The sequence below is a fragment of the Stutzerimonas kunmingensis genome, from assembly GCF_900114065.1.
GTDB lineage: Bacteria > Pseudomonadota > Gammaproteobacteria > Pseudomonadales > Pseudomonadaceae > Stutzerimonas > Stutzerimonas kunmingensis.
In genome coordinates this window covers 23,247-46,908 of the sequence record NZ_FORS01000008.1, presented here as the reverse complement: position 1 = coordinate 46,908, position 23,662 = coordinate 23,247, and the positions used below count along the sequence as shown (strand labels likewise).

Here is a 23,662-nt window from a genome sequence, read left to right as displayed (position 1 = left end):
AGACGCGAACATGGATCTGATTTCGGACGGCATCTACAACCTGATCATCTTCGTGCTGGCGATCTACGTCGGCTACCACGTGGTCTGGAACGTCACCCCGGCCCTGCACACTCCGCTGATGGCAGTCACCAACGCGATTTCGGCGATCGTCATCGTCGGCGCCATGCTGGCCGCCGCGCTCACCGTCACCCCGCTGGGCAAGGCCATGGGCACCCTGGCCGTGGCGCTGGCCGCGGTCAACGTGTTCGGGGGCTTCCTGGTCACCCGCCGCATGCTGGAAATGTTCAAGAAGAAGGACCGCAGTGCGGCCAAGGCGGAGGGCAAGTAAGCCATGAGCATGAACCTGATCACCCTGCTCTATCTGGTCGCCTCGGTGTGCTTCATCCAGGCACTGAAGGGCCTTTCCCACCCCACCACCTCAAGACGCGGCAACCTGTTCGGCATGATCGGCATGGGCCTCGCCGTGCTCACCACGGTCGGCCTGATCTTCAAGCTCGGCAGCGAGCTGGCCACCGCCGGCATCGGCTACGTGATCGTCGGCCTGCTGATCGGCGGCAGCGTCGGCACCGTCATGGCCAAGCGCGTCGAGATGACCAAGATGCCCGAGCTGGTCGCCTTCATGCACAGCATGATCGGCCTGGCCGCGGTATTCATCGCCATCGCCGCGGTGGTCGAGCCGCAGTCGCTGGGCATCGTCGAGCAGATCGGCTACGCCATTCCGGTGGGTAACCGCCTGGAGCTGTTCCTCGGCGCTGCTATCGGTGCCATCACCTTCTCCGGTTCGGTGATCGCCTTCGGCAAGCTCTCGGGCAAGTACAAGTTTCGCCTGTTCCAGGGCGCCCCGGTGGTATTCAAGGGCCAGCACATGGTCAACCTGGCCGTGGGCCTGGCGATCGTCGGCCTGGGCCTGGTCTACACCTTCACCGGCAACCTGACCGCCTTCGCCATCCTGGTGGCGCTGGCGTTCGTCATCGGCGTGCTGATCATCATCCCCATCGGCGGTGCGGACATGCCGGTGGTGGTGTCGATGCTCAACTCGTATTCGGGCTGGGCGGCCGCCGGTATCGGCTTCTCGCTGAACAACTCGATGCTGATCATCGCCGGCTCGCTTGTGGGCTCTTCCGGCGCGATCCTCTCGTACATCATGTGCAAGGCGATGAACCGCTCGTTCTTCAACGTGATCCTCGGCGGCTTCGGTGCTGACGCGGATGCCGGCGGCCCGGCGGGCGCACAGCTGGAGCGCAACGTGAAGTCCGGTTCGGCCGACGATGCCGCCTTCCTGCTGACCAACGCCGACACCGTGATCATCGTCCCGGGCTACGGCCTGGCGGTGGCCCGCGCGCAGCACGCGCTGATGGAACTGGCCGAGAAGCTGACGCACATGGGCGTGACCGTGAAGTACGCGATCCACCCGGTCGCCGGCCGCATGCCGGGGCACATGAACGTGCTGCTGGCCGAAGCCGAGGTGCCCTACGAGCAGGTCTTCGAGATGGAGGACATCAACTCGGAGTTCGGCCAGGCCGACGTGGTGCTGGTGCTCGGCGCCAACGACGTGGTCAACCCAGCGGCGAAGAACGATCCGAAGTCGCCGATCGCCGGCATGCCGATCCTCGAGGCGTACAAGGCCAAGACGGTCATCGTCAACAAGCGCTCCATGGCCAGCGGCTACGCCGGCCTGGACAACGAGCTGTTCTACATGGACAAGACCATGATGGTCTTCGGCGACGCCAAGAAGGTGGTCGAGGATATGGTCAAGGCCGTGGAGTGATCGCCTCGCGCTGAAACGAAAAACCCCTCCCGGCCCTTGCCGCGAGGGGTTTTTTCTTTGCCTGACGCGAAGGTCAGACACTGAAGCCGAACACCTCGCCCAGGTGCCGCCGATAGCGTGCGACATCCGCCTCGATCTGCGGCCGTCTCATCACATCGACACTGAGGAAGGTCGGCAAGCCCTGCATGCCGAGAAACTCGTTGGCCTTGTGAAACGGCAGGTAGACGGCATCCACGCCCTTGCCGGCGAAGAAATCGCTGGGGTCGTCGAAGGCCTGCTGCGGCGCATTCCAGGTGGCGGAGATCATGTAGCGTTTGCCCTGCAGCAGACCGCCGCTGCCGTACTTCTGCGAGGCGTCGGAGCGGGTGCGGCCGTCGTTGGCGTAGAGGCTGCCGTGGCCGGCGGTGAACACCTCGTCCAGGTATTTCTTCACCGTCCAGGGTGCGCCCATCCACCAGCCGGGCATCTGATAGATCAGCGCGTCGGCCCAGAGGATCTTTTCGACTTCCTGCTGCACGTCGTAGCCGGCATCGATCTCGGTGGTGCGGACCTCGAAGCCGGCCGCGGTCAGGGTTTCGATGGCTGCCTGATGCAGCGTGGCGTTGTACTGGCCGGCCGAGTGGGCGAAGGCCTTGCCGCCGTTGAGTAGCAGAATCTTCTTCATGGGAATGCCTCAGCAACAGAATGGCGCGCAGCTTAGCCACCCCTGCGCACCGCTCCCAGACCGTAACGGGCAAATGATCTTTGCGCTGCAGTCACGAATCCGCCGCTGATTGGCTTCGATTCAGCCCGCTTTTGCGACCGCTGTTGTTTCTGGTCGCGACGCATAGCGCTGCGCCAGTACCGCGCATACCATCAGCTGAATCTGGTGAAACAGCATCAATGGCAGGATCAGCGTGCCCAGCGCACCGCCGGCGAACAGCACCTGCGCCATGGGGATGCCGGTGGCCAGGCTCTTCTTCGAGCCGGCGAAGAGAATGGTGATGCGGTCCTCCAGATCGAAGTCCAGCCAGCGCGCCGCCAGCCAGGTAATCAGCAGGGCCAGCGCCAGCAGCAGACAGCAGGCCAGCACCAGACCCAGCAGCTGCGGCAGCGGCACCTGCTGCCAGATGCCCTCGACCACCGCATGGCTGAACGCGGTGTAGACCACCAGCAGGATAGAGCTCTGGTCGACGTTCTTTAGCCAGCCCTTGTTGCGCGCCACCCAGTCGCCAATCCAGCGCCGCGCGATCTGCCCGGCGATGAACGGCAGCAGCAGCTGCACGACGATCTTGCCGATGGCATCCAGCGTCGAGTCGCCTTCGCCCTGCGCGCCCATCAGCAGCAGTACCAGCAGCGGCGTGAGGAAGATGCCGATCAGGCTGGAAGCCGCCGCGCTGCATACCGCCGCTGGGATGTTGCCGCGCGCCAGCGAGGTGAAGGCGATGGCCGACTGCACCGTGGCCGGCAAGGCACAGAGGTAGAGCATGCCCAGGTACAGCTCGGCGCCGATCATCGGCGTCAGCAGCGGGCGCAGCGCCAGGCCGAGCAGGGGGAACAGCACGAAGGTGCAGCTGAACACCAGGAGATGCAGGCGCCAATGGCCCATGCCGGCGAGGATCGCACTGCCCGAGAGCTTGGCGCCGTGCATGAAGAACAGCAGACCTATGGCCAGGTTGGTGATCCACTCGAATACCGCCACGCCCTGCCCCCGCGCTGGCAGCAGCGTGGCGATGGCCACCGCACCGAGCAGGGCCAGAGTGAAGTTGTCCGGTAACAGGCGAGGTCTGGCCATGGGCGCTCCTGATTGTGTGGCTTGTGGCAGGTTGCCAGCGAGTCTACTGTCGCGCTGCATATCCGACTAACGCCATAAGCCAGACAAATGTCGAGAAAAGGACAAGGCAGCCTCGTGCAACGCAGCATCCCAGCCATGGATGCACTGCCGCGCCCGCTCTTCGCCCGCAGCGAATCCCTGGCTGAGCGAACCACCACGCCACGCCACAGCCATCCCTGGGCACAGCTGTCCTACGCCATCAGCGGCGTGCTGCGCGTGCATACCGAGCGTGGGCGCTTTCTCGCTCCGCCGCAGCGCGCCATCCTGATTCCGCCGGGCCTGCTGCACGAGGTGATCAGCTCGCCGCACACCGAGATGCGCAGCCTGTACATCGACCAGCGCGCCGTGGCCTGGGCGCCCGAGCATTGCCAGGTACTCGCGGTCAGCCCACTGCTGCGCGAGCTGATCCGCGCCTTTGGCGCGCTGCCGGCGGAATATGACGAGCAAGGTGCCGAAGGCCGCCTGGCAGCGGTGCTGCTGGACCAGCTGCGGGCGGCGCCGGCAATCGGCTATTCCCTGCCCTGGCCCGGGGATGCCCGGCTTCGTCAGCTGTGCGAAGCGCTCTATGAGCAGCCCGATCTTTCACTCAGCCTGAAGCAATGGAGCGAGCGCCTGCAGGTCTCGGAGAAAACCCTGACCCGCCAGTTCCAGCGTGACACCGGCCTCAGCTTCCGCGCCTGGCGCCAGCGTCTGCGCCTGCTCAGCGCGCTCCCTCTGCTGGAGCAGGGCCAGCCGGTTACCGATGTCGCGCTGGCCTGCGGCTACGAATCCACCTCGGCGTTTATCGCCGCGTTCGGTCAGCAGTTCGGCACCACACCAGGCGCTCTGGCACGAACACCGGACCGATAAGCAGCGCAGCGAAAACAGTTGGCGCGTTCGCGACCAATACAGTTGCATCCATTTCTGGAACTGCACCGGCACAATCGAGAATCCCTGTGGCTGTTGCACTTGGCTGACGCGCGCGATCCTGTTCTCCCATAACCCGTACCCGGTCACACCGGGAAGGAGCGCAGCATGGATCGCACGCTGTCTCGTCCGTATGTCGCCACCCGCGCCCGCCGCAACTGGCTACAGCTGCTGCAAGTATTGCAGCGCTGGCAACGCAACTACCGTACCCGGCAGCAACTGGCGCAGCTTGACGACCGCCAGCTGGCGGATGTCGGCATCAGCCATAGCGACCGCTCGGCAGAGCTGGACAAGCCGTTCTGGCGCTGAGGCATTCCGCGCCCACCGATTCGAGCCTATGCTGCGTGCTGCAAGGCCGCAGCAACGGGAACGTCGCACCCATGGCGCGGTCTAGAGCCTCACCACTGGAGATCTGCCATGTCCCGAATCCTGCTCCCCTTCTTCGCTGCCGGCTTGCTGCTGAGCGGCGGCGCGTCCGCTGCCAGCTTCACCGCTACCACCGACATGGTGGTCGGCGGCCTGATCAATACCGTGGACGCAACCTCGGACCTGACCTCGTCGCTGCGCGACGACAAACTGGTGCTCGATGCTCGCGACGATGCGGCGCGTTTCGTTGCCAGCCAGGGCGATCTGCGCGGCGCCCACCTCGAAGCGGCGCTGCGCCATATTCGTAGCCAGCAGCCAGAACTGGGCGCCAGCGATCTGCAACTGGCTCAGGCGATCCTGGTGCTCTGATGCGTGCAGCAGCGCATGAGCGCTGCTGCAACCTGCGGAAGCAACCGAACGCTGGCTCTGCAGCCGGCGTTTCGCTAGCCTTGGCGCCGTTTTTCCCGGCAACAGGTTCCGCATGCGTTCGTATTCAATCGTTCTCTTATTTCTCGGCCTCACAGCTGGCGCCGCCCAGGCTTTCGATGTCACCACCGCAGGTGTCGTGCAGACCAGCTACGTCAGCAGCCAGCTGACCAGTGCTCCCTTCGACAACAAGCTGATCGCCGAGGCCCGCGAAGACGCGGCCGGCTTCGTCGCCAGCGAAGGCCAGCTCACCGCGGCTCGCCTGCAAGCGGCCATAGCGCGGCTGCGCCAGGAACACCCGGAGCTTGCCGCCAGCGATCTGGAACTGGCCGAAGCGATCCTCGTCCAATAATCGCACCGCCTGCCGGTGCCCCGACCCGTGAGAGATTCATCGATGAACAAGCTATTGCTCGCCGCCCCGCTAGCGCTGGCCGTCGTCGCGGGCACAGCCCAGGCGCAGACCCTCGTCGCCACCAGCAACATCGTCGTGCGTGCCCTGGACCGCAGCATCAATTTCACCTCCGATGTGACCAGCCGCATCAGTGACATGAAGGTCGTCGTCGAAGCGCGTGAAGACGCCGCCAGCTTCGTCGCCAGCGGCGGCGAGATCCGCGGTGCGCATCTGGAAGCCGCGATAGGCACCCTGCGCAGCGAACTCCCTGCAGCGCGCAATGCCAGCGACCTGCAACTGGCCGAAGCCATCCTCGCCCTGTGATACGCCCCGGCGCCTGGCTGCTGGCAGGCTGCCTGAGCCTTGCTGCAGGTGTAGCCCAGGCAGACCTGCGCCTGGTTCTCGACTCACGCACACTGGACGCCGAGCAACGCGCCGCCAGCCAGGCGCTGCTGGACGAAGCCATGGCCGCACTGCCACCCCGCCTGGTGCAGAGCCTCGATCGCGAGGTGCGCGTGCAATGGCGCGACAACCTGCCGGAACAGGCCTATGGTCGCGCCGGCGGTAACCGTCTTCAGCTCAATCGCCGTCTACTGCCGACACTGACCGATGGCAGCGCTGCCAGCGAGAAGACCAATCGCCCCCACGGGACGGTGCGCCGTGAGCTGCTCGCCACCGTCATTCACGAAGTGGCGCATCTCTATGACCGTGCTCGCCTGTGGTCGCCGGATCAGCACCTGTTGCAGGGCCAGTGCCGTCAACGCGCCAGCAATCTCGGGCAGGTCGGCCTGCCGGACGACTGCCGCGGACAGACCGACCGCCGCTTCACCCTCAGCGACGACCCGCGCCTGCTCGATCTGGCCGGCTGGCCGCAACGAGTCGGCAAACGCGGCCTGCGCGAACAGGACAACGCGCAGCTGGCCCGCAGTCCCGATGCGTACGAGCTGACCAGCCCGCTGGAATTCGTCGCGGTGAACCTCGAATACTTCCTGCTCGATCCCAGCTACGCCTGCCGGCGCCCTTCGCTGCACCGCTACTTCAACGAACACTTTGGTTGGGCGCTGGAATCCGCCGATTGCGCACCGGGCTACCCCTTCCTCAACGCCGGCCGCGAGTTCGGCCGCACGCCCCTGCTGAGCCTCGATCCGTCACGTGTCTACGAGGTCGACTACCTGTTTGCCGAAGCCAACGATGCCTGGGTCAGCCGCTGGGGCCACAGCATGCTGCGCCTGGTGATCTGCGCGCCCGGCCGCGAGCCCGGTCCCGATTGTCGACTGGATCTGGACCACCACCTTGTGTTGTCCTTCCGCGCCTTCGTCGATGATGTGCAGCTCTCCAGCTGGGACGGCCTCACCGGCGTCTATCCCTCGCGGTTGTTCATCCTGCCTCTGGGCCAGGTGATCGAGGAATACACCAAGGTGGAGCTGCGCGGGCTGGCCTCGGTGCCGCTGAAGCTGCAGCACGAAGAGATTCGCGCACTGGTCGAGCGTAGCGCCGAGCTGCACTGGAGCTACGACGGCGACTACTACTTCCTGTCCAACAACTGCGCGGTGGAAACCCTCAAGCTGCTGCGCAGCGGAACCACACGCGACGAACTCGTCGCCCTGGACAGCATCATGCCCAACGGGCTGCTGGAGGTGCTGATCCACCGCGACCTGGCCGACGCCAGCGTGCTCGACGATCCCCGCGAGGCGCTGCGCCTGGGCTATCGCTTCGACTCCTACCGCGATCGCTACCAGGCCATGTTCACCATCCTCAAGGAGCGCCTCGGTCTACCGCAGGACAGTGTCGAACAATGGCTCGAGCTCGACGCTGCCGAACGCCAGCCATGGATCGACCGCGCCGACCTCCGTGCCGCCGCCGCCCTGCTGCTGGTCGAGCAGGCCGCCCTGCGCCGCCAGCTGCTCCTCGCCCAGGACGAGCTGAAGAACCGCTACCTCGGCGGCCGCGGGCGCGACGCCAGCCTGAACAAGGCCGACGGCGCCTTGCAGGAAATCCTCGCCAACAGCGGCTACCTCAGCCGCCCCGCCGAACTGCTCGACGGCCAAGGCTACGGCCTGCCACAACCCAGCGAATGGACCCGCCTCGAACGCGAAAGCGAACAACGCCAACTGCGCCTGAATCAGCTGAGCGAAGAGCTGGACCAGGAAGTCCGGGTGCTGCTGGGGGACGAGCGGCGGGAGGAACTCGAAGCGATCGAAGTGAACCTGGCGCAGATCGGCGAGCATCTGCGCGGGTTGCACAAGGCTGGGGGTGGGTTGGAGTTGCCGTGAGAAATTACGTTTCGGTAGTAAGCAAATTAGCCAAACAACTCAATTGCAGTAATCGGACAACTACCTCTTCCGTCGGGTACGAGGGTTAGTTCACACGTCCAATCCCCGCTCTCGCTCCAGGTCGATCAGTCGCGTAGTTGGGCCATCAGCTTGCAGACGTTCGGTGACAATCTGCGGCCAGCGATTGCGCGAGCGACGTTTGGCAATTCTATAGGTGTACTCGTGTAGCCAGCTCGTCGGGTAAGACAGCACTTCCCAAGCCAGCATGAAAGCATCGGTCCACTCCAGGTAGTTCTTTCCGCCGTTGGCGGCTTTCTTCTCGGCTATCTTGGCCAGTGTCAATGAGTGCCAGTCAGTGCCTTTGATATTGCCGGCCTTGAGCATTTCCTTGATATAGGCATCCGAATCGCTGCGTTGGCCGTTTTCATCAAACCAGGGGCCGTTGTCCATATAGGCACGCAGCCATTCCCAGAAGCCTTTTTGCATTTGCAACGTCTTGCCCATGGGCAGCCCGAGACTGACTAGCAGCGCCTTATCCGGTTCCCCCAACCGGCGCACCAGAACTTCCAGCGAAGCGTTACGCATACCGCCGGTATGGGGGCCGACCATCACGTACTCACCGGCCAGCGCTTGAATACCATCCCATGGGCTGTGGTAGAGCTCACCGTTGTGATCGAAATAGACCTCGCGGGTACGGCGGTTGAAGAGGATTGGCAGGGGGAGAGGGCGGCGGGTTTCCCAGAGAAAAGGGACGATGAAGAAAATGACAGCCAATGCCAGTCCCATCCAAACGCCTTCTATCTTCCCAGTCAGGATCAAAATGGCACTCATGAGAATTGTGGCTACTCCTCCAACACCGCCCATTACTCCAGTAAGCATTCCCCTATCAGTATCGCCTCCTGCCTTTAAGGCCAGATAGTGTTCGGTATGTTCTTCGGTAACGAACATCTCCCAAGGCTTTTCCCCCGTGGACTGGTCGGCGCGCAACAGTACACTGGGCGCTTGTCCGAAGCGGGCGCGGGCTTGCTGGATCAGGTCGCTTACAGCCACGCGAGTTCCTTGATTTCAATAGGTGGCAGGGTCAGGCCTTCAATGGGCGAATAGCTTAGTTCGCCATGAATGGCATCGAGTTCGTCGCCGTTTTTTTCATGGTAAACGCGGCGGTAGACTGCAACCCCTGGTTCGGTTCTGACTTGAGTACCGCCGTGATGATCAAAATCTTTGCCCGTCCATTCCACGGCCTTGCGGGTGCCGCCGAAGCCCAGAAAGGTGCCCCAGGTTTCGTGCCCTTTGAAGTGGATCATCTCGTCGGTTAGGGTATCCCTGCCCGGTAGGCGCAGTAGTACATAGGTGATGGTCTGCATGCCGCGATAGGGGTTCAGCTCGTTGAGACGATAAGCCTGGAAGCTGATGGGGAAGACGATTCTATAAAGCTCGGTCATCGATTGCTCGTAACTATCGGCCCAGTCGGCAGGGCGGATGCCAAAGCGGGTGCGCTTGACCCAGGTTTCCAGTGGCGTGTCTTGCGTGTATTGCCGGGCGATGACCCCGCCGACAATCAGCAAGGTCCAGCCCAGTGCGCGGGTGGCCAGGTGCGGGACTACGCTAACACCTCGTCCGATAGCCGCAGTCTCGCCAGCGATCACCGCCGCTCGGGCGGCGCGTATGGCTCGAAAACTCTGCACGTACAGCCGCAGGTTGGCGGCGGAGGCCAGGGTAAGTCCGGCATTAATATTCGCGGTATCGATATCACCGGCTTGATAGGACTCCAATGCCTCAATACTGAAGACCATTACATCAAAGCCTGAGGTGACGGATTGCCATAAAGCGGTTCTCGCTCCGACGCCCAGGGCTTTGGTCAGAGCTGCTTGTGACGAGAGAGAATGGGAACCTGCAATCTTGGTGGTTGCTTCCCAGTCTACTTCGGCAACTTTTTGTGCTATTGCGGATGTAGCAGAGGCAACGCCAAAAGCTCCTCCTGTAAAACTCAGCCAGCTTTTACCTGACTGTTTTTCAGTCAGCTGTGCCCCACCCCAAAAAAAATTCATTCCGGCGACTAGAGCCACCAGACACTTTACCGGAGCCTTTTCCATCGCTCCTTTGCTAAGGTCGAGCATTCCCTTGAGATTGACGTCGGCTGCCAAGTGCCCGGTCAACGCGGGCAGGTCTTTGGCCGGTAGCAGTCGGAAGAACGGCAAGGCATCACTGACCGCAACGCTCAGTTGTGTGGGTCTGAGTTTGGCGGGCAGTTGGGGCCGTGTGCCCATCAGGTCGCTCATCCACTCCCCGACTTGGCGCCGACTGACGACCTCGATAGCCAGACGCTGCTGACTACGCGCCAGCGCGGCAGCCAGGTAGAGGCGTCCGGCAGCCTTGGTGCCATCATTGGCTTGTTGCAGACCCACCCCAGCAATTGGGGCTAGGGCGGTGAACAGCGCTTCCAGTGCTGATCCCTGAATATGGCGGGCCAGTTTTTCGGCCGCTAGGTTAAGCAGTTCCGCCACCTTGCGTGCTTCGGCCATGGCACTGGCACCATTATCTCTGGCGCCATCAGCCAGCCCGACAATGGTGTTGATCTCGCCAATACCCAGGCGTTTACCCAGACCCAATAGTGACCAGACCAACCAGGGTTTACCTGCCTGTTGCTGAAGCGTTAAAGCATTGGCGATGGCCTGCGCGCCAGGACCCGTTGTCGCTGGGCCAAGGCAGGCAGCGGCGAAGTGCAGCTCTAGCTCCGTTCGTGGGGCCGGTTGGGTAATGTCGAAGTGACCGCAGGCAGTGTCTAGGCTGGCGGGGCCACGCTGTGCCAGGGTATTGAACCAGGCCGACCAGAGTTCACTGAGACGACGCACATCAGCAGTGTATGCATTCTCTTCCTGAGCTTGCTCCTGCCAAGCGGTTTGCAATTTGCGGTAATTGGTCATGCTGCGTAGCTGACCGCCAATTTGCGAGTCGCTTTTGGTCAGAGACTTGAGCACACCGGCCATGGCCCAATCTTCGCCACGGACTTCCCGGGTGACGTTGAAAGCTTGTTGGCGCGCGCGGAGCAATTCAGCCAGATCCAGTAGTACGCCCCAGGGATCGTCGATCAGGGCATAGGACTGTTGTTCGCAGCGTTGCATATCTTCCAGCAGTTGTGGCCAGGCTGGGCGGTGGGATGTGGATGGTTCGCAGCTCCAGCCATACCAGTTGGCGTCCATGTAGTCGCCGATGCGTTCGTGGACAGTGCGAGCCTGGCCGCTGAAGGGTGCGGCGCCAGGAGTGATGGTACGCATCACGCGTTGGCGCACCTCTGGTTTGTTTTTGGCTGCCGCGAATGACGCATCGGCCCATTGCTGCGGCGACCAGACCAACATCGCGGGTGTTCCGGCAGGGAGAAGCAGGTAGGGCAAGCTGCGTCCGTCAATGACTTTCCCGCCACGGGCTGTCTGGGAAAAGGTAGCCTGGCTGACGCGGTACTCGACTAATTGCTGCATGGTGCTTTGCCAAACGTATAACCAGCCATCACGCAAAAGGCGGGCGGTGTAGTTAAGCGGACGGCCTTGCAGGGGCTCGAAGTAATCACCGATGGCCGGGAAGTTGCCCTGCAGTGCGGGCAAATCATAGGCGGCGGTATCCACCGCCAGTGTTGGCCCGAGCGCATAGCGCAACGGCAGGACGGCGCTAAGCAGTGGGCAGGCGGCTACCGTCAAGCTGGCTGGTGCGGTGGTTTGAGCGGTCATAGAGCCGCCTCCTGTGCCGTGTCGCCCTGTTTGGCAAGTGCTTCCAGCAGCGGCCAGTCAAGTGTCAGTTGGGCCGCGATCCCCTGACTGGTCGGGGCGCCGTCTTTTTCTGGGTGTTCATTGTTCCAGGCACAGAAATTTGTGCCCTTGTAATGGAGCCAGATACGGGCGATGCGATGCCAGAAACCCTCTGGCCATTGCGCCTTGCTTTGCCACGCTTGGTACAAAGGGCGGGCGTCAGCAAAGCGCAACCAGAGCTCGCGGTGTTCTGGGGTAAAGATGCGCAGACGGCGCTGCAGAATGCGGTGTAGTTCTTCCACTGAGGCATCGCTTTCCAGCCAAACGCTGTCCTTAACTCCACTGCCGTGCTTCCAGGCTTCATAGGCTGGGCTACCCATGGGGGCATCCAGCAGGATAGGCCCTGCCTCAGCGATTGCCTCATAGGGAGTGTTGAGCAGTAAAGGCCAGGGCTGATGGCTGGGGAAGGTCTGATAGAGCCAGGCCGTTGCGTTTTCATACCGCGCACCGTCTAGCAGAATGGCGCCATTGCCTGTGATCGTGGGCGCGCTCATACCTTGGTCTCCTGCTGTGCTTTGGCCGCCTCGCATAGTTCGCATACGCCCGCTCGAGTACTGCGAAATAGCAGGTTTTGCTTAAGCAAGGCTTCCAGCGGTACACCCGCCTTATCCGCATCCGCCGGCTTGGCCTTCCCAGGCAATATCGGCGCCGCACCAGAGCCTTTGCCTGAACTCCCTCCCGAGTTCATCCTGATCACTGGCCCGACCATCGTCACGCTGCTGGCATCGAGCTTGATAAAGCTGCCACCAGCCTTGAAGGTCAGTTCACTTCCGGCTTCCAGTACAACCTTGAGGCCGCTGGAGAGGTGGATTTCGTTGCCCGCCTCGATGAATTGCCCGGTGCCGATCTTCAGGTGCTGGGTATTGCCCACGGTGAGGTGGTCGTTGGCGCGGATTTCGGTTTTGCGGTCGGCGTGGGTGGCGCGGTGTTCTTCGGCGCGGAATTCGCTGTAGCTGTTGGCTTCCACCGTGTCGTGGCGCTCGTGGCCGACGCGGATCTTCTGGTCGTGCTCGATGTTCTCGTCCCAGTCGCGCTGGGCGTGGATGTAGATCTGTTCGGCGCCCTTGCGGTCTTCGATGCGCAGTTCGTTGTAGCCGCCACCGCCCGGGCTGCTCAGGGTTTTGAACACCGTGCGGGTCTTGTTCGCCGGCAGGTCGTAGGGGACCTGGTGTTCCTTGTGGTACAGGCAACCGGTCACCAGCGGTTGGTCGGGGTCGCCTTCGAGGAAGGTCACCAGCACTTCCATGCCGATCCGAGGAATGGCGATGCCGCCGTAGCGGTCGCCGGCCCAGCTGGAGGAGACGCGCAGCCAGCAGCTGGTCTTGTCGTCGGCCTGGCCTTCGCGGTCCCAGTGGAACTGGACGCGCACGCGGCCGTATTCATCGCAGTGGATTTCTTCGCCGACCGGGCCAGTGACTACGGCGGTCTGGCTGCCGAGCACCTTCGGCTTCGGATGGTTTAGCGCCGGGCGGAAGGGGATGTCCCAAGGGGTGGCGGTGAAGTGGTTGCGGTAGCCTTGTTGGAAGTCGGAGCTGGTAAGAGCCCCCTCACCCCAGCCCTCTCCCCATAGGGGAGAGGGGGCCAGTCCGTCGTGAGCTGGGACATTGGTAATTGATTCCTCCAGCACCTGTGGCTGCTTACCTTCATGCAGCACTTCGGTCAGCAGCCAGAGCTGGTTCCAGTCGGTGCGGGGGTGTTCGCCGAGCGGGAGGAAGTGCCCGCTCGCCAGTCGTGGCTGGTCGCTTTCGCCTTCGGCCAGTTCGTAGTCGTGGCGGTGGCGCTCCAGGGCGCGTTGCGACAGGTGCTTGCCGCGGGCGCGCTCGGTGAAGCGGCCGGGGTAATCGTAGTCTTCAAGGTCGGGCTGGAAGTCGCTATGAAACGCGGCCTCCATGGTCAGACGTGGCTTCTCGAAATCGTAATCGCGGCGCGTGAGCCGGCTGGTACGGGTTTCCAGGCGCAGGCCGAAGCGCTTGATCACCGGCTGGTCGGCGACCAGACCGCTGTCCTGCTGATAGGCGGTGGCAGCGAGCCTGGGGAAGACGGTCTGGTCATCACCGAAGACCAGGGCATGACCGGCCGCGCTGTGCTGGAAGTGATAGTGGATGCCCTCTTCCTCGCACAGGCGCTGGATGAAGTGCAGGTCCGATTCGTCGTACTGCACGCAATATTCGCGCGGCGGGTAGATCATCGGGCCAAGCTGGAAGCGGTAGGCATCGGCCTGGATACCGTGTTCATCAAGCACCTGGGCGACGATCTGCGGCACGCTGAGGTGCTGGAAGATGCGCTGGTTGGTCCTGTGCGCAAGGTAGGCCAGCTGCGGCACGAGCGTAAGGCGATAGCGGGTCAGGCGCTGGCCGGATTCACCTTGGGCGGCTTGATGCACCAGCCCGTGGATGCCGCTGCCGTCCGGGGCGAAGGCGAGGAAGGCCGGGCGATGCAGCAGGCGTTCCAGATCCAGATCGGGGTGCTCGCTGACCAGTTCCAGGTCGAAGCGATAGGGCTGGCTGATGGCCTCGCGGCCCTGGAATTCGAGCACTTTGAAGTCGTGCTCGATGCCTTCGAGGGAAAGCGTGAAGTGGGCCTGGTTGGCTGGGGCGAACATCCATGTTCCTCCTGTTCAGTCCATGTATCAGCGTATGGGCGCTTGCGGAGCCCCGTGTAACACAGGCCGGCCGCTCTAGAATGCATGGTTAGCGCATTCCAGAACGACGATGGCGGAATCTGTTCAGTGCTTCGCAAAAAGCGTTCGGCCAGGCGAGCCTGGCCGAAGCGGGACCGCCGCGAATCAGCCAGCGATCGGGGTGCGCCAGTCGTCGGAGCCGGAGGTGCCGGAAACCTCGTGGGTCCAGACGATCTTGCGGTAGGTGAAGTACACGTCTTCCAGATGGGTGAAATGGGACATGTTCGGGTCCTGGCAGTTGGGCATGCGCGACTGCACGTCGACGATCACCGCATCTTCCAGCTCGATGGTGAAGTAGTGCTCCTGGGTGCCGGTGGACGAGGTGCGGTACCACTCCAGACGGCACTTGTTCAGGCGCTCGCCGGAAGTCAGAGCGTTGAAGATCAGTGGCGACGACTTATCGAATACCTTGGTGATCATCAGCGGCTTGTGTACGCGCTGGCCTGTCGGCTGGCCGGACTGCGGGTCACGCGGGATGATGACCTGATGCTGGAAGGCCTGCACCAGGATCTGGTCCTCATGGCCTTCCTGGAAGATGTTGCCAACCGAGTCCTCGGTGAAGGTGCCGGCGGTGATCAGGCCTTGCTTGGTGCCTTCGAGGGACAGATACGCGGGTGTTGGCATGGGTGCTCTCCTTGTCTGAAATGAGTGCCAAATGGCCATTTCGTAACAACAAGCGCCGTGCCAAAAATAAAAAATGCTTATTTGTCAAAGAGATAGTTAATTTTCATCACACAACCCGAATAGCAGAAGTGATGCCCGACACAGAAAGCTGCGCAAGTTCCTGCGCAGACATGGCAACAAGTTGCGCAACGCCCACCAAGCTCGCGACTCATCGCACTGCGAACAGCTTACCCACAAACTTATCCACAGAATGCTGCGCAAGAGATTGCGCAGGCCATTGCCCCCGGTGAGGCCTCATCCACTTTTCTGCAGGCAAAAAAAACCTCGAACTTCATTGGGGGAGGGGGAAGTTCGAGGTCCAAATCCGGACCGCTAGGGCGGGGTCCAGAGATCTGCCAACACTTAACACAACAAGGAGCATCGAAGGGCTTTTACACCCTTCGCATGCTCTGACCGGATGGTTGCAGCGGAAGTTCAACGCGAACGAAAAAAAATTCGTCGACTATCGACATTTTTCAGCAGGCCGGTCAGTGCGCCTCGTCCCAGTTGTTGCCAACGCCCGCTTCGACCAGCAGCGGTACGTCCAGCTGGGCCGCCTCGCTCATCAACGGACAGATCTGCTGGCGGACCTGCTCGACCAGGTCTTCGCGCACTTCCAGCACCAATTCATCGTGCACCTGCAGAATCACCCGCGCATCCAGCCCGCTGTCCTGCAGCCAGCCGTCCACGGCGATCATGGCGCGCTTGATGATGTCCGCTGCGGTGCCCTGCATCGGCGCGTTGATCGCGGTGCGTTCGGCACCCTTGCGCATGGCGCCGTTCTTCGAATTGATCTCCGGCAGGTACAGCCGCCGACCGAACAGCGTCTCGACGTAGCCCTGCTCCGCGGCCTGGGTGCGGGTGCGCTCCATGTAGGCGAGCACGCCGGGGTAGCGGGCGAAATAGCGGTCAATGTACTCCTGCGCCTCCTTGCGGCCGACGTCGATCTGCTTGGCCAGGCCGAAAGCGCTCATGCCGTAGATCAGGCCGAAGTTGATCGCCTTGGCGCTGCGGCGCTGATCGTTGCTGACCTGCTCCAGCGGCACGCCGAAGACCTCGGCAGCGGTGGCACGGTGCACGTCGAGGTCGTTCTGGAAAGCGTGCAGCAGACCGGCATCCTGCGCCAGATGAGCCATGATGCGCAGCTCGATCTGCGAGTAGTCGGCCGCGAGCAGCTTGTAGCCCGGCGCGGCGATGAAGGCCTGGCGAATGCGGCGGCCCTCGGCGGTTCGGATAGGAATGTTCTGCAGGTTCGGGTCGGAGGAAGACAGCCGGCCGGTGGCCGTCACCGCCTGGTGATAGCTGGTGTGGATGCGCCCGGTGCGCGGGTTGATCTGCTGCGGCAGCTTGTCGGTGTAGGTGCCCTTGAGCTTGCTCAACGAGCGGTGCTGCATGATCACCTTGGGCAGCGGGTAATCCTGCTCGGCCAGTTCGGCAAGCACGCTTTCCGCGGTGGACGGCTGACCACCGGCGGTCTTGGAGATCACCGGACAACCGAGCTTGTCGTAGAGAATCGCGCCCAGCTGCTTGGGCGAGCCGAGGTTGAACTCCTCGCCGGCGATGTCGAAGGCCTCGCGTTCCAGCCTAACCAGCTTGTCGCCCAGCTCGACGCTCTGCTGGCCGAGCAGCTGCGCATCGACCAGCGCCCCGTTGCGCTCTATGCGCGCCAGCACCGGCACCAGCGGCATCTCGATCTCGCTCAGCACCTTGAGCAATGACGGCGTCTGCTCCAGCTTGCCGAGCAGGGTCTGGTGCAGGCGCAGGGTGACGTCGGCATCTTCCGCGGCATAGGGCCCGGCCTGCTCGATGGCGATCTGGTCGAAGGTCAGCTGCTTGGCGCCCTTGCCGGCGATGTCCTCGAAACGGATGGTGCCACGGCCGAGGTACTTGAGCGCCAGGCTGTCCATGTCGTGGCGGGTGGCGGTGGCGTCGAGCACGTAGGATTCGAGCATGGTGTCGAAGGTCATGCCGCGCATCTCGATGCCGTAGTGCATCAGCACGTTCATGTCGTACTTGCCGTGCTGGCAGATCTTGGTCTTCGCCGGATCCTCCAGCAGCGGCTTGAGCGCGCCAAGCACGGCATCAAGCTCGAGCTGCTGCGGCACACCCATATAGGAATGACGCAGCGGCACGTAGGCCGCCTGGCCCGGCTCGACGGCGAACGACACGCCGACCAGCTCGGCGCGCTGAGCATCGATGCTGGTGGTTTCGGTATCGAAGGCGAAGCACTCGGCGTTCTTCAGGCGCTCGAGCCAGGCATCGAACTCGGCCGGATCAAGGATCGTGGTGTACTCGGCTTCGGCCTGGATCGAGCAGCCTTCTGGCTGCACCTCGCAGTTCTCGCCCGCGGCCTTGGCCTCGCGCAGCAGGTCGTCCAGCCAGTTCTTGAATTCCAGCTCGCGGTACAGCGCAATCAGCGCCTCGCGGTGCGGCTCGCCGGGCATCAGGTCGGCGACCTCGACGTCCAGCGGCACGTCGAGCTTGATGGTCGCCAGCTCATAGGACATGAAGGCGGCGTCGCGGTGTTCGGCGAGCTTGGCGCCCAGTGACTTGGCGCCGCGGATCGGCAGGCCGGCGACCTGGTCGAGGTTGTCGTAAAGCCCCTTGAGCCCGCCTGGGATGCCGTTGAGCAGACCACACGCCGTCTTCTCGCCCACGCCTGGCACGCCAGGAATGTTGTCGACCTTGTCGCCCATCAGCGCAAGGAAGTCGATGATCAGCTCCGGGCCGACGCCGAACTTGTTCTTCACGCCTTCGATGTCATAAACGCTGCCGGTCATGGTGTTGACCAGGGTGACGTGCGGACAGACCAGCTGCGCCATGTCCTTGTCGCCGGTGGAGATGATCACGTCGCGGCCGAGCGCCGCGCACTGACGCGCCAGGGTGCCAATGACGTCGTCGGCCTCCACGCCTTCCACGCACAGCAGCGGCATGCCGAGGGCGCGGACGCTGGCATGCAGCGGCTCGACCTGGGAGCGCAGGTCATCCGGCATCGGCGGACGATGAGACTTGTAGTTCTCGAACAGCGCGTCGCGGAAGGTTGGCCCCTTGGCATCGAAAACCACCGCGAACGGACTGTCCGGGTATTGCCGACGCAGGCTGAGCAGCATGTTCAGCACGCCCTTGACCGCGCCGGTCGGCTTTCCGGTGGAGGTGGTCAGAGGAGGCAGGGCATGAAAGGCGCGATAGAGGTAGGACGAACCGTCCACCAGGATCAGGGGAGCTTGGCTCATGAGCGGAATCAACCTTTTCGGCGGGCCCGGAGCTAGAATGCCAAGGACCACTTATCGACAAAGGGACAAGGTTACCATGCGCGCTCTCAAACACCTGATGCTGGCCAGCCTGCTGGCGTGCGCTCCCCTGGCCGGTTTTGCCCAGGAGTCGGTCGACGGCGAGCCCGACGTAACCATCCGTCAGGAAGGCGACCGTACCGTCGAGGAATACCGCGTCAATGGCTTCCTCTATGCCGTGAAAGTCACGCCCAAGCATGGCAAACCGTACTTTCTGGTGCGCGCAGACGGCAACGACGGCAACTTCGTCCGTTCCGACCAGCCGGACATGCTGATCCCCTCCTGGAAGATCTTCAGCTGGTAACCCATCAACCGCCGGGAGCACAGCATGTCGGTATTCACGCCCCTGCAACGCGATGAACTGGAAGCCTTCCTGGCGCCGTACCGGCTCGGCCGGTTGCGCGACTTCCAGGGCATCGTCGCAGGCAGCGAGAACAGCAATTTCTTCGTCAGCCTCGAACAGGGCGAATACGTTCTGACGCTGATCGAGCGTGGTCCGACCCAGGATTTGCCGTTCTTCATCGAGCTGCTCGACGTGCTGCACCGCGCCGGCCTGCCGGTGCCCTATGCGCTGCGCAGCGAGCAGGGCGAGGCGCTGCGCAAGCTGGCGGAAAAGCCTGCGCTGCTGCAGCCGCGCCTGCCCGGCAAGCATGTGATGGCGCCCAATCCGCACCATTGCGCCGAGGTCGGCCGGCTGCTGGCGCGTCTGCATCTGGCCACCCGCGAGCACATCCTCGAACGCGCCAGCGACCGCGGCCTGGACTGGATGCAGGAACAGGGGCCAAGCCTGGCGCTGAGCCTCTCCGAGGACCAGCTGCCGCTGTTGCGCGAAGGCCTGGCAGAGATCGCCGAGCTGCGCCCGAAACTCCTCGCCCTACCGCGCGCAAACCTGCACGCCGATCTGTTCCGCGATAACGTGCTGTTCGAAGGCAGCCACCTGACCGGTGTGATCGACTTCTACAACGCCTGCTCCGGGCCGATGCTCTACGACCTGGCCATCGCCGTGAACGACTGGTGCTCGCACCCCAATGGCGAGATCGACGGTGAACGCAGCGAACCCTTGCTGGCGGCCTACTCCGCACTGCGCCGCTTCACCCCGGCCGAAGCCGAGCTCTGGCAGCCGATGCTGCGCGTGGCCTGCGTGCGTTTCTGGCTATCGCGACTGATCGCGGCGCAGCGTCACGAAGGCAAGACGGACGTGCAGGTGAAAGATCCCGATGAGTTTCACCGCCTGCTGAAGGCGCGCCAGCATCCATCCAGCGCGCTTCCTTTTGCCTTCTAGGTCGATTCCCCGCTACCGGCTCGGCGCGAAAGCGTTCAACACCTCGCAAATTTTCCAGAGCAACTTGCGACCGCCAGGGCTTTACCCCAAAGTGCCGGGCGCACAGGATGCGCGCTGGCGTTAGCCGAAACGCGCGACTCGCCGATCATCGAAAGGAATCGATGCATGCCCTCCATCTATCAGCTCAAGCCCCGTTTTCAGGCACTACTGCGCCCACTGGTCCAGCGCCTCCATGACAGCGGCATCACGGCCAATCAGGTCACGCTGGCAGCGCTGGTCGTGTCGCTGGCCGTCGCAGCGGCGGTCGCGCTGCTGATCGAGCACCTCTGGATCTTCCTGCTGATCCCACTGTGGATGCTGCTGCGCATGGCACTGAACGCCATCGACGGCATGCTGGCGCGAGAATTCGGCCAGCAATCGAAGCTCGGCGCCTACCTCAACGAACTCTGCGATGTGGCCGCCGATGCGGCGCTCTACCTGCCGCTCGCGCTGGTGACCGGCGTCTGGCCAGCTGCCGTGGTGCTGGTGGTGGTGCTCGCAGCGCTGACCGAGTACGCCGGTGTGCTCGGTCCGATGGTGGGCGCCTCACGCCGTTACGACGGCCCGATGGGCAAGAGCGACAGGGCCTTCGCCTTCGGCGTGCTGGCCACCGGCGTCGCCCTGGGCCTGTTGCCAGCCGCCTGGATCAACGGCCTGTTGCTGCTGATCGCCGGGCTGTCGATTCTCACGCTGAGCAACCGGGTCAGACAAGGCCTGGCGGAAACCGCATCGGCGCCCGCCGAAGCGGACTGAACCGCCACCCATCCGCACCACCGACTTCCCGCCCGATACCGAGGAACATCCCATGCTCGGCGCTCTGCTCGCCTTCGCGATCACTTCCGTTGCACGCCTGCTGACCGGTACGCGCAGCCTCTGGATCGGCTGCGCGCCGCTCAACCGGCAACGCATCTATTTCGCCAACCACAGCAGCCACGGTGATTTCGTGCTGCTCTGGGCATCGCTACCGCCTGACCTGCGGCGCAGGACCCGGCCCGTCGCCGGCGCCGATTACTGGCAGAGCAGCGCGCTGCGCCGCTTCGTCATCCATCGCCTGTTCAACGGTGTGCTGGTGGATCGCGAGCGCAGCGGCCCGGAGTCGAATCCGCTGCAACCGATGCTCGACGCCCTGGCCGGAGGCGATTCACTGATCCTCTTCCCCGAGGGCACACGCAATCTGGAAGAAGGCCTGCTGCCGTTCAAGAGCGGGCTGTATCGCCTGGGCCTGGCGTGCCCGGACGTGGAGCTGGTGCCGGTGTGGATCGCCAACCTCAATCGCGTGATGCCCAAGGGCCGCAGCCTGCCGCTGCCCCTGCTGTGCAGCGTCAGCTTCGGCGCGCCCATGAGCATCGAAAAGGACGAGGACAAGGACGCGTTTCTGCAGCGCGCTCGCCTGGCTTTGCTAGAACTGGCCCCGAAGGAAGACTGACATGGATCGCAATACCCTGCTGCTGTTCGCCGGTATCGGTGCCCTGCTCGCCCTGGCATCGCTGATCGGCTTCGTCCTCAAGCGTCGCAGCGGCGGCGAGAGTCCGGTGATCGACAACCTCAACGCCCGCATCAATGCCTGGTGGGTGATGGTTGCGCTGATCGGTATCGCCTTCTGGCTCGGCCACACCGCCGTGGTGATCCTTTTCTACCTGGTGTCGTTCTTCGCGTTGCGCGAATTCATGACGCTGACGCCGACGCGCAGCAGCGACTATCCGGCCTTGGTCGCGGCGTTCTACCTGGTGCTGCCGCTGCAGTATCTGCTGGTAGCGGTCGGCTGGTACGGCCTGTTCGCCATCTTCATTCCGGTCTACGTGTTCCTGTTGCTGCCGATCCTGGCGTCGCTGGGTGGCGACACCACGCGCTTTCTCGAACGTGCCTCGAAGGTGCAATGGGGCCTGATGATCGCAGCCTTCTGCGTCTCCCACGTCCCTGCCCTGCTCACCCTGGAAATTGCCGGCTACGAAGGTCGCAACCTGCTGCTGATCGCCTGGCTGATCATCGTCGTGCAGCTCTCCGACGTGTTGCAGTACGTGTGCGGCAAGTTGGCCGGCAAGCGCAAGATCGCCCCGCGCCTGTCGCCGTCCAAGACTGTCGAAGGCTTCGTCGGCGGGATCTTCCTCGCGACACTAATCGGCGCGGCGCTGTTCTGGATCACCCCGTTCGCCTGGTGGCAGGCGGCGCTGATGGCGCTGCTGCTGAACCTGCTGGGCTTCTTCGGTGGCCTGGTGATGTCGGCGATCAAACGCGACCGTGGCGTCAAGGACTGGGGGCACATGATCGAGGGCCACGGCGGCATGCTCGACCGGCTCGATTCGGTCTGCTTCGCCGCGCCGATCTTCTTCCACCTGGTGCGCTACGGCTGGACCTGACCAGCCTGGCACTTGCGCTGCCCGGCGAACCGCCGATCGCCCCGAGGGTCGAACCTGCCACGGCTCTCGGAGCGATTTGCCTCTCGCCTACCGAACGGATCGCCCACCGCCGCTGCGCCACCGCGTTAAGATGGCGGCACGCAGCCGCCGTTTCGGTGCACCAGCTCCGCGATGGTGTCGCCATCGAATTCAGGAATCACCAATGACCCAACGCAACGTAATCAACGCCTCGGTTACCCCCAAAGGCAGCCTGGAAACCCTGTCGCAACGCGAAGTACAGCAGCTGAGCGAAGTCGGTTCCGGCAGCACGCACAAGCTGTTCCGCCAGTGTGCCCTGGCAATCCTCAACACCGGCACGCGCATCGATAACGCCAAGACCATCCTCGAAGCCTATGAGGACTTCGAGGTGCGCATCCTGCAGCAGGATCGCGGCGTACGCCTCGAGCTGTTCAATGCGCCGGCCGATGCCTTCGTCGATGGCGAGATGATCGCCAGTACCCGCGAGATGCTGTTCAGCGCGCTGCGGGACATCGTCTATACCGAGAGCGAACTGAGCAGCGCGCGCATCGATCTGAGCACTTCTCAGGGCATTACCGACTACGTCTTTCATCTGCTGCGCAACGCCCGCACGCTGCGCCCGGGCATCGAGCCGAACATGGTGGTGTGCTGGGGTGGCCACTCGATCAGCACCGAAGAGTACAAGTACAGCAAGCGCGTCGGCCATGAGCTGGGCCTGCGCAGCCTGGATGTCTGCACCGGCTGCGGCCCGGGCGTGATGAAGGGGCCGATGAAGGGCGCCACCATTGCCCACGCCAAACAGCGCCGCGTTGGCAGCCGCTACCTGGGGCTGACCGAGCCGGGCATCATCGCCGCCGAGGCACCGAACCCGATCGTCAACGAGCTGGTGATCCTGCCGGACATCGAGAAACGTCTGGAAGCCTTCGTGCGGGTCGGCCACGGCATCATCATCTTCCCCGGCGGCGTCGGCACCGCCGAGGAATTCCTCTACCTGCTCGGTATCCTGCTGCATCCGGACAATCGCGACGTGCCCTTCCCGGTGATTCTCACCGGACCGAGCGATGCGGCGGATTATCTGCAGCAGCTGCACGATTTCGTCGGCGCGACCCTTGGCGAGGAAGCCCAGAAGCGCTACCAGATCATCTTCAACGACCCTACCGAAGTGGCCCGGCAGATGACCGAGGGCCTGCGCGAAGTACGACGGTTCCGCCGCGAGCGCAACGATGCCTTCCACTTCAATTGGCTGCTGAAGATCGAGGAAGGCTTCCAGCGACCCTTCGATCCGACCCACGAGGCCATGGCCAGCCTGCCGCTGCGCCGCGACCTGCCGCCCCACGAGCTGGCCGCCAACCTGCGCCGCGCGTTTTCCGGCATCGTCGCCGGCAACGTCAAGGACAAGGGCATTCGTCGCATCGAGCAATACGGCCGTTACGAGATCCACGGCGACACGGCGATCATGCAACCGCTGGACAAGCTGCTGCAGGCCTTCGTCGAGCAGCACCGCATGAAGCTGCCCGGCGGCGTACCCTACACGCCATGCTACCGCGTGGTCAGCTGAAGCTGCCGAAAGGCCGGGCGGCAACCGCCCGG

General features: G+C 63.3%; 22 protein-coding genes. 14 read left to right on the top strand and 8 right to left on the bottom strand.

Translation table 11 applies throughout. From position 1 onward, the window contains the following. Window positions 1-10 precede the first annotated feature (10 nt). The gene (locus tag BM275_RS17530; protein WP_003284152.1) at window positions 11-328 is read left to right on the top strand and encodes an NAD(P) transhydrogenase subunit alpha part 2; all 318 of its coding nucleotides are present in this window, start codon (window positions 11-13) and stop codon (window positions 326-328) included. Window positions 329-331: 3 nt separating this feature from the next. Then, window positions 332-1,768 (top strand): NAD(P)(+) transhydrogenase (Re/Si-specific) subunit beta, encoded by a 1,437-nt coding sequence (locus BM275_RS17525; RefSeq protein WP_003301919.1) that lies wholly within the window; start codon window positions 332-334, stop codon window positions 1,766-1,768. Window positions 1,769-1,841: 73 nt separating this feature from the next. Here the strand turns inward: BM275_RS17525 and mdaB are convergent, their stop codons facing one another. After that, the gene (gene mdaB, locus BM275_RS17520) at window positions 1,842-2,432 is read right to left on the bottom strand and encodes an NADPH:quinone oxidoreductase MdaB (protein WP_090522579.1); all 591 of its coding nucleotides are present in this window, start codon (window positions 2,430-2,432) and stop codon (window positions 1,842-1,844) included. Between the two features lie 120 nt (window positions 2,433-2,552). Next, window positions 2,553-3,542 carry a bile acid:sodium symporter family protein gene (locus tag BM275_RS17515; RefSeq protein ID WP_090522577.1) on the bottom strand — a complete coding sequence of 330 codons (990 nt, stop codon included), beginning with the start codon at window positions 3,540-3,542 and terminating at the stop codon, window positions 2,553-2,555. Window positions 3,543-3,629: 87 nt separating this feature from the next. Here BM275_RS17515 and BM275_RS17510 point away from each other — a divergent pair, with 87 nt between their 5' ends. From BM275_RS17510 to BM275_RS17485, 6 genes are all read left to right on the top strand, one after another. After that, window positions 3,630-4,430, top strand: a complete 801-nt coding sequence (locus tag BM275_RS17510; protein WP_167362175.1) for an AraC family transcriptional regulator — start codon at window positions 3,630-3,632, stop codon at window positions 4,428-4,430. 165 nt (window positions 4,431-4,595) lie between these two features. After that, complete coding sequence (locus BM275_RS17505; protein ID WP_041015440.1) at window positions 4,596-4,796, top strand: DUF1127 domain-containing protein; 201 nt, start codon at window positions 4,596-4,598, stop codon at window positions 4,794-4,796. Window positions 4,797-4,904: 108 nt separating this feature from the next. Next, a complete protein-coding gene (locus BM275_RS17500) occupies window positions 4,905-5,222 on the top strand; it encodes a DUF2388 domain-containing protein (RefSeq protein ID WP_090522575.1) in 318 nt (105 codons plus the stop codon). Between the two features lie 112 nt (window positions 5,223-5,334). Further along, complete coding sequence (locus tag BM275_RS17495) at window positions 5,335-5,631, top strand: DUF2388 domain-containing protein (protein WP_090522573.1); 297 nt, start codon at window positions 5,335-5,337, stop codon at window positions 5,629-5,631. 42 nt (window positions 5,632-5,673) lie between these two features. Continuing rightward, window positions 5,674-5,994, top strand: a complete 321-nt coding sequence (locus tag BM275_RS17490; RefSeq protein ID WP_090522571.1) for a DUF2388 domain-containing protein — start codon at window positions 5,674-5,676, stop codon at window positions 5,992-5,994. Next, window positions 5,991-7,943, top strand: a complete 1,953-nt coding sequence (locus BM275_RS17485) for a DUF7844 domain-containing protein (RefSeq protein WP_090522569.1) — start codon at window positions 5,991-5,993, stop codon at window positions 7,941-7,943. The genes BM275_RS17490 and BM275_RS17485 overlap by 4 nt, the downstream gene beginning before the upstream one ends. Window positions 7,944-8,033: 90 nt before the next feature. On the opposite strand, the gene BM275_RS17480 is transcribed toward BM275_RS17485, so the two are convergent. The 6 genes from BM275_RS17480 to polA all read right to left on the bottom strand — a co-directional run bounded on the left by BM275_RS17480 (window position 8,034) and on the right by polA (window position 18,319). Further along, window positions 8,034-8,993, bottom strand: a complete 960-nt coding sequence (locus tag BM275_RS17480; RefSeq protein WP_090522566.1) for a hypothetical protein — start codon at window positions 8,991-8,993, stop codon at window positions 8,034-8,036. Further along, window positions 8,984-11,665 carry a toxin VasX gene (locus BM275_RS17475; protein ID WP_090522564.1) on the bottom strand — a complete coding sequence of 894 codons (2,682 nt, stop codon included), beginning with the start codon at window positions 11,663-11,665 and terminating at the stop codon, window positions 8,984-8,986. The genes BM275_RS17480 and BM275_RS17475 overlap by 10 nt, the downstream gene beginning before the upstream one ends. After that, window positions 11,662-12,237, bottom strand: a complete 576-nt coding sequence (locus BM275_RS17470; RefSeq protein ID WP_090522563.1) for a DUF4123 domain-containing protein — start codon at window positions 12,235-12,237, stop codon at window positions 11,662-11,664. The genes BM275_RS17475 and BM275_RS17470 overlap by 4 nt, the downstream gene beginning before the upstream one ends. Beyond that, window positions 12,234-14,345, bottom strand: a complete 2,112-nt coding sequence (locus BM275_RS17465; RefSeq protein WP_090522561.1) for a type VI secretion system Vgr family protein — start codon at window positions 14,343-14,345, stop codon at window positions 12,234-12,236. The genes BM275_RS17470 and BM275_RS17465 overlap by 4 nt, the downstream gene beginning before the upstream one ends. A gap of 183 nt (window positions 14,346-14,528) precedes the next feature. After that, window positions 14,529-15,047: an Hcp family type VI secretion system effector gene (locus BM275_RS17460; protein ID WP_003286458.1), complete on the bottom strand. Its 519-nt coding sequence runs from the start codon at window positions 15,045-15,047 to the stop codon at window positions 14,529-14,531. 527 nt (window positions 15,048-15,574) lie between these two features. Further along, window positions 15,575-18,319, bottom strand: a complete 2,745-nt coding sequence (polA, locus tag BM275_RS17455) for a DNA polymerase I (protein WP_090522559.1) — start codon at window positions 18,317-18,319, stop codon at window positions 15,575-15,577. A 76-nt stretch (window positions 18,320-18,395) separates the two neighbouring features. Here polA and BM275_RS17450 point away from each other — a divergent pair, with 76 nt between their 5' ends. The 6 genes from BM275_RS17450 to ppnN all read left to right on the top strand — a co-directional run bounded on the left by BM275_RS17450 (window position 18,396) and on the right by ppnN (window position 23,630). Continuing rightward, complete coding sequence (locus BM275_RS17450; protein ID WP_003291686.1) at window positions 18,396-18,680, top strand: DUF2782 domain-containing protein; 285 nt, start codon at window positions 18,396-18,398, stop codon at window positions 18,678-18,680. A 24-nt stretch (window positions 18,681-18,704) separates the two neighbouring features. After that, window positions 18,705-19,658, top strand: a complete 954-nt coding sequence (locus BM275_RS17445) for a homoserine kinase (RefSeq protein WP_090522557.1) — start codon at window positions 18,705-18,707, stop codon at window positions 19,656-19,658. 165 nt (window positions 19,659-19,823) lie between these two features. Then, window positions 19,824-20,450, top strand: a complete 627-nt coding sequence (locus BM275_RS17440; protein WP_014822108.1) for a CDP-alcohol phosphatidyltransferase family protein — start codon at window positions 19,824-19,826, stop codon at window positions 20,448-20,450. A gap of 52 nt (window positions 20,451-20,502) precedes the next feature. Then, window positions 20,503-21,123, top strand: a complete 621-nt coding sequence (locus tag BM275_RS17435; protein WP_090522555.1) for a lysophospholipid acyltransferase family protein — start codon at window positions 20,503-20,505, stop codon at window positions 21,121-21,123. A 1-nt stretch (window position 21,124) separates the two neighbouring features. After that, a complete protein-coding gene (locus BM275_RS17430; protein WP_090522554.1) occupies window positions 21,125-22,054 on the top strand; it encodes a phosphatidate cytidylyltransferase in 930 nt (309 codons plus the stop codon). A 202-nt stretch (window positions 22,055-22,256) separates the two neighbouring features. Further along, window positions 22,257-23,630 (top strand): nucleotide 5'-monophosphate nucleosidase PpnN, encoded by a 1,374-nt coding sequence (gene ppnN, locus BM275_RS17425; protein ID WP_090522552.1) that lies wholly within the window; start codon window positions 22,257-22,259, stop codon window positions 23,628-23,630. Window positions 23,631-23,662 lie beyond the last annotated feature (32 nt).